The sequence below is a fragment of the Lacinutrix sp. genome (assembly GCF_037625555.1).
Classification (GTDB): Bacteria; Bacteroidota; Bacteroidia; order Flavobacteriales; family Flavobacteriaceae; genus Lacinutrix.
In genome coordinates this window covers 1-5,945 of record NZ_JASJHV010000015.1, presented here as the reverse complement: position 1 = coordinate 5,945, position 5,945 = coordinate 1, and the positions used below count along the sequence as shown (strand labels likewise).

General features: G+C 30.0%; 5 protein-coding genes. 3 read left to right on the top strand and 2 right to left on the bottom strand.

Going from position 1 to position 5,945, the window contains the following annotated elements; genetic code table 11:
- Positions 1 to 56 precede the first annotated feature (56 nt).
- Positions 57 to 866 carry a DUF1853 family protein gene (locus QNK89_RS00905; RefSeq protein WP_340169102.1) on the bottom strand — a complete coding sequence of 270 codons (810 nt, stop codon included), beginning with the start codon at positions 864 to 866 and terminating at the stop codon, positions 57 to 59.
- A 103-nt stretch (positions 867 to 969) separates the two neighbouring features.
- Here QNK89_RS00905 and QNK89_RS00900 point away from each other — a divergent pair, with 103 nt between their 5' ends.
- From QNK89_RS00900 to QNK89_RS00890, 3 genes are all read left to right on the top strand, one after another.
- The gene (locus QNK89_RS00900) at positions 970 to 2,523 is read left to right on the top strand and encodes a DEAD/DEAH box helicase (protein WP_340169103.1); all 1,554 of its coding nucleotides are present in this window, start codon (positions 970 to 972) and stop codon (positions 2,521 to 2,523) included.
- 68 nt (positions 2,524 to 2,591) lie between these two features.
- Complete coding sequence (locus tag QNK89_RS00895) at positions 2,592 to 3,710, top strand: DEAD/DEAH box helicase (RefSeq protein WP_340169101.1); 1,119 nt, start codon at positions 2,592 to 2,594, stop codon at positions 3,708 to 3,710.
- Positions 3,711 to 3,714: 4 nt separating this feature from the next.
- Positions 3,715 to 4,947, top strand: coding sequence for a class I SAM-dependent rRNA methyltransferase (locus QNK89_RS00890; RefSeq protein WP_340169100.1), 1,233 nt, complete (start codon positions 3,715 to 3,717; stop codon positions 4,945 to 4,947).
- Between the two features lie 46 nt (positions 4,948 to 4,993).
- On the opposite strand, the gene QNK89_RS00885 is transcribed toward QNK89_RS00890, so the two are convergent.
- Positions 4,994 to 5,296, bottom strand: coding sequence for an HPF/RaiA family ribosome-associated protein (locus QNK89_RS00885; RefSeq protein ID WP_340169099.1), 303 nt, complete (start codon positions 5,294 to 5,296; stop codon positions 4,994 to 4,996).
- Between the last annotated feature and the right edge of the window lie 649 nt (positions 5,297 to 5,945).

Below are 5,945 nucleotides of genomic sequence, written 5' to 3'. Positions count from 1 at the left end.
TAATATAATAGAGTATGATAAATGCCTTTATTCAAAATGGTTATATTATTTTATATTTAAGGGACTAAAAAGTATTTTTCTATACTTCCAGATGGTTTTTTAAGCCATAACATTGGTGAGTAACCTTCTGATTTATAAACTTCTAATTCTGGCAAAATTTTATCATAGGAAATCCAATTCACTTTTATAGACACATCAAGCAACCAATCGGTTTTTTTAGGCTTATAGAATTTGTAATCTTTAAATTCATGCAGTTCAGAATACTTAAAATAGGTACCATAAATACAATCTGGATTGAGTGTTTTTAATGTTATATGTTTACCATGAGGCACAAAAATTTGTGCTTTGAAGTAAATTTTCTGTATAAAATCTTCAGCTTTATAATTTAAGCGCTCTAAAAGTGGTTTAGTTTCCTCGGCATAGAGTAGTGGTAACTGTTTTTGTTCTAACTTATTTAGTTTTTGGTTTAATGTATCGCGACGCATTGGGCCAATACAATGGTCTATTTCTGTTGTGCCAAGTGTTTCATCAAAAAGGTAAAATTTAAATTGTATTTCTAAATGTATTGGTTGTTTATCATCTAAATACAAGCAATCTAATTCTCCAATAGTTAAATTATTTTCGGTTTGTATTTGAGGGTTTTCGGCTAAAATCCTAATACTTCTATTTAAAAGCAACTCCGTTGTAACAAAGCGTTCTACACGTTGCCCTAATCTTATTTTTTCAAGATTACTTCCACTAAAAACAGGTATGCTTTGTTTAATTGGTAAAACAGGAACTAAATTACGAACACTATTTTTAAACAAATGTGGTGTATTGTAGAAACCGCTAAACTGGGCCTGCAAATTGTTAGAAAAGTCTTTCATATTAAGATGCTAAAATAAACATTTAAAATTTTTTCCATATTAATCTTGTAAAGCCTTTATTTCGTTGTATTTTTGCACATCGCAAATTTGAAAATATCCAATGATGAAAGTTACGGCTTTAGAATTAGAAGAAAGACAGGAAGGTAAGAGTTTATATAGCTACCAAAAAGGCGCAATAGATAAGATTTTCAAGTGTTTTGAAGATGCTCCAGAAGATTATCACCTATTATACCAATTGCCAACAGGTGGTGGTAAAACGGTTATTTTCTCTGAAATAGTGCGTCAGTATTTAAAGCATCACAAGAAACAAGTGTTAGTAATGACACATAGAATTGAGCTTTGTAAGCAAACGTCTAATATGTTATCTGAATTTGGTGTAACTAATAAAATTGTAGATTCAAAAGCAGATTTAAGCGATCAAGACGATTATAATTGTTTTGTTGCCATGGTTGAAACGCTTAATAACCGTTTAAATGATGATAAATTAGACATTAGTGATATTGGTTTAGTTATTATTGATGAAGCACATTACAACTCTTTTACAAAACTGTTTAAATTTTTCGAAAAATCTTTCATATTAGGTGTTACTGCAACTCCTTTAAGTAGCAATATTAATTTGCCAATGAAGGATAATTATAATGAACTTATTGTTGGTGAAACAATACATTCTTTAATTGAAAATGAATTTTTAGCACGTGCCGAAATATTTTCTTACAATGTTGGTTTAACCTCTTTAATTGTTGGAGCTAATGGTGATTATACCGTAAAATCTTCTGAAGATTTGTACACCAATTCAGACATGCTTACCAAGTTAATTCAATCTTACGAAGAGCGTTGTAAAGGTAAAAAAACACTAATATTTAATAACGGTATTAACACCTCTTTGCATGTTTATGATACCTTTAAACGTGCAGGATATCTTGTTGCACATTTAGACAATAACAATACTAAGAAAGAGCGTAAAGCCATTTTAAAATGGTTTAAAGAAACGCCAGATGCTATATTAACCTCTGTAAGTATTCTTACAACTGGTTTCGATGAACCTACTGTAGATTGTATTATTTTAAACAGAGCTACAAAATCGCTAACCTTATACTACCAAATGATTGGTCGTGGATCGCGTATTTTAAAAAGTAAGAATAAATTTACTGTTATAGATCTAGGTAACAACCTTCACCGTTTTGGACCTTGGGGAAGTGACTTAGATTGGCATAAAATATTTAGATCACCTAACTTTTATCTTGATGGTATTTTAAGTGATGAAAATTTAGAGGAAAACTTTAGATATGAAATGCCAGATGAGCTTCGTGCTGAATTTGCTAAGTCTAAAGACGTGTATTTTGATATTAAAGCAATGTACATACAGTCTGTAAGAGAAGGAGATTCTTCTAAAGTAATCTTAGAGCGCTCAATTAAGCATCATGCTAAAATTTGTATAGAAAATAGTGAAGATTTATGGGATGCTTTAGCACTTGCAAAACTACTTAAAGACGATATAGACTATAGAATCCAGCGTTATACAAAATGCATAAGCAAAAGTACTTTTAACTTTGTAGAATGGTTAAAAGACGATTATAAAAAGAAATTAAACGTTTATTTACGTTCTGATTTTGATGCAGATTTTGAAGAAATTCATGGGTTTCCGCCAGAAGATTAATTTTAAATAGGTAGGTAGTGTCCATTAAATAGTAGCTTAAACAAGCGCATAATAAACTATAGACTAATATGACTTTTAAAGATTTAGGTTTACATGGTAATTACGTAAAATCTCTTAAAGAATTAGGGATTAAAACACCTACAGAAATTCAAGAACAAGCTATTCCTATACTTATAAAAGCCAAAACAGATTTTGTAGGTTTAGCCCAAACTGGTACAGGAAAAACGGCAGCCTATGGTTTACCTGTTTTACACAAAGTGGATGCAAATAAAAATGCAGTACAAGGCTTAATAATTGCGCCAACTAGAGAATTGGTTCAACAAATAAAAAAGCAACTCTTTAAATTTACTAAATACAATACTCAAAAAATATTTGTAGAAGGTGTTTATGGAGGTGAAAAAATAGACATACAAATAAGTAATTTAAAACGACCAACACATATTATAGTTGCTACTCCAGGACGTTTAGTAGATTTATTAGAAAGAAATATAATAGATTTAAAACATATAAATACTTTAGTATTAGACGAAGCAGACGAAATGTTAAGTATGGGTTTTAAAAAGGACTTAAATACAATATTAGACGCAACAACTAAAAGCGCTCGTTATACTTGGTTATTTTCTGCAACAATGCCTTCAGAATTAAAAAATATTGTGGAACGTTACATATCAAAGTCTGCTGCACGTGTAGAGATTGATCGCAATAGTATTGTGAATGCTAATATTTCGCATCATTTTGTAAAAACAGCAATTGTAGACAAATCGCATACTGTAATGCGTTTGTTAGAAGATAGAGAAGAGGAACGTGGTATTATTTTTTGCAGGACCAAAGCAGGAACACAGGCTCTAAAGCAACAATTACAAAAAGAAGGTTTTAATGTCGATGCGCTTGAAGGTGATATGACACAGAAAGAACGCGATAAAGTTATGCGAGCTTTTAAGAATACCAACTTACAAATTTTAATTTCTACAGATGTTTCTGCACGCGGAATTGATGTTAATAATTTAGCATTTATTGTACATCACCAATTACCAGAACATATAGAATATTACACACATAGAAGTGGAAGAACTGCAAGAGCAGGAAAAAAAGGCCAATCTATTGCTTTGATACTACCAAACGAGTTGCAAAAAGTAGCAGATATAGAAAAAACTTTAGGTATTAAAATTAAAGAATTGACGCTTTAATAATATGAGTGAGTATTCATCAAGTATTACTTCAAAATACAAACCTAAACGATTAGCAATCAAGCTAAATGCTAAAGGTGAGCAGTTTGTAAATCAAGGACATCCTTGGGTGTTTAGTGATAATATTACTAAAATTAATGATGCTGCTAAAAGTGGCGATTTGGCAATTATCTTCGGAAAAAATAAAAACAAAGTCATTGGTCTTGGTTTGTATGATGCTAATTCTCCTATTCGAATTAAAATGTTGCATAACGGAAATACTGCAGCAACTATAAATACTGCTTTTTTTAATTCTAAAATTGAATCTGCTTTTGCTAAACGCGAAAACCTTTTAAAAACTAATACCAATAGTTACAGGCTATTATTTGGAGAAAACGATGGTTTTCCAGGATTAATAGCTGATGTTTATGCAAATGTATTGGTGGTCAAGATATATTCTGAAATTTGGATTCCTTATTTAGATACTATTTTAAAAAGCTTACAAGCGACTTCTAATGCTAAAACTATAGTTATTAGACTTAGCAGAAGCTTAGAGCAATCTAAACTACATAATCTTGAAAATGGAGCAGTGGTTTATGGTGTTTTAGAAGATGAAGTTGTAAACTTTGTAGAACATAACGTACATTTTTCGGCAAATGTTATTAAAGGCCATAAAACTGGTTATTTTCTAGACCATAGAGCCAATAGAAAACAAGTAGGAGAGTGGAGTAAAGGCAAAACCGTTTTAGATGTGTTTAGTTATGCTGGTGGATTTTCGGTTCATGCCTTAGCTAATGGTGCAAAAGAGGTTACAAGTTTAGATATTAGTAAACAAGCGTTAGAAATTGCCCTTTTAAACGGTAAGTTGAATGCGTATTCTGGCACACATAAAACCATTGCAGACGATGCTTTTGTTGCTATGAAAGCAATGATTAAAAACAAACGAACGTTTGATGTTGTGGTAATAGATCCTCCAAGTTTTGCAAAACAACAAAGTGAAATAGAATTAGCAAAGAAAAAATACGCGCAACTAGCACAACTAGGTGCTAAACTTACTGCTAAGAAAGGACTTCTTGTTCTAGCATCATGCTCATCAAGAGTATTATCTGAGACCTTTTTTGATATTAATGCTAAAGTACTAAATGAGGTTAGTAGAGGATTAGATTATATTTTAAAAACACAACATGATAGCGATCATCCTATAGGATTTCCAGAAGGTGCATATTTAAAATGTGGATACTATCGTTTTGAAGATTAAAAAAAGCCACTCGATAGAGCAGCTTTTTTTGTTTTATTTAGTGTTTTTAATGCGTTTGCATGACACTTTTTCGTTTATCTAGTTGTCTTTCTAATGCTGTTACAACTTCTGAAGCACTTTTATGAAAAGAATCTGAGGTAGTTTCTGCAAACAATCTAGGTCCTGGAGCACTTAATCTAATTGATGTTTTCATTTTTGAATTTCTAACTGAAGTGTTTTCTGTTTTAAAAAAAACATCAGCTCGTACTATAAATTCATATTTATTAAATAATTTATCTAATTTTCCTTTTACGTAAGCTTCCAATTCCTGTCTTGCTGTTACGCCATCGTATTCATAGTTCACTGTCATATAATAAAATTTTAATTTATACTTAAAGATACAAAAAACTGATGCAGCTTAATTTTATTTAACAAAAATTTTAATAATTTAATAGTCTTTTAATAAATATTCAAGCTATATAAAAGTTAAAGATTATTATAATTGAAACAATTAATGCATTATATAGAATATGATTATATAGAAATATACAAGATGGAAGATATACTGAAATATTCTATTTTACATAATATTAATTATAGTACAAATGTATTGTTTAGTCAAATAGAAGCTAACCTGTAACGGCTAATTTAAAATCAAGAAACAAATAATTTAAATTTACTACATAAACTTGTATATTATATGCTTGTTAAAGGCTATTAAAAGCCTGTTAAAGTTAATTCAGTGAAAAAAAGTGTGAAAATGCCGTGAAATTAGAAAAAATCAATTGTTACTTTAAATTAAAATTTTCACGAAATTCGAATAGTTCAGTAATAGTAATATCTGATGCTATTGCAATTGCATCTACTGTACTGTCCGATTAACATTTAAAATGTGGATCTATAACATTTAAAAAATGAATAAATATATAAGTATTTTGATAAAAACTTACTGTTTATTGTGGTATCCTAAAATGTTTAGTGAAATATTCCAGGAATAATTTATGAAAAACAGGATTTAT

Excerpts from the sequence above, each read along its gene's own strand:
- QNK89_RS00895 (WP_340169101.1), top strand. The coding sequence starts at position 2,592 with ATGACTTTTAAAGATTTAGGTTTACATGGTAATTACGTAAAATCTCTT.
- QNK89_RS00900 (WP_340169103.1), top strand. The coding sequence starts at position 970 with ATGAAAGTTACGGCTTTAGAATTAGAAGAAAGACAGGAAGGTAAGAGT.
- QNK89_RS00905 (WP_340169102.1), bottom strand. The coding sequence starts at position 866 with ATGAAAGACTTTTCTAACAATTTGCAGGCCCAGTTTAGCGGTTTCTAC.
- QNK89_RS00890 (WP_340169100.1), top strand. The coding sequence starts at position 3,715 with ATGAGTGAGTATTCATCAAGTATTACTTCAAAATACAAACCTAAACGA.
- QNK89_RS00885 (WP_340169099.1), bottom strand. The coding sequence starts at position 5,296 with ATGACAGTGAACTATGAATACGATGGCGTAACAGCAAGACAGGAATTG.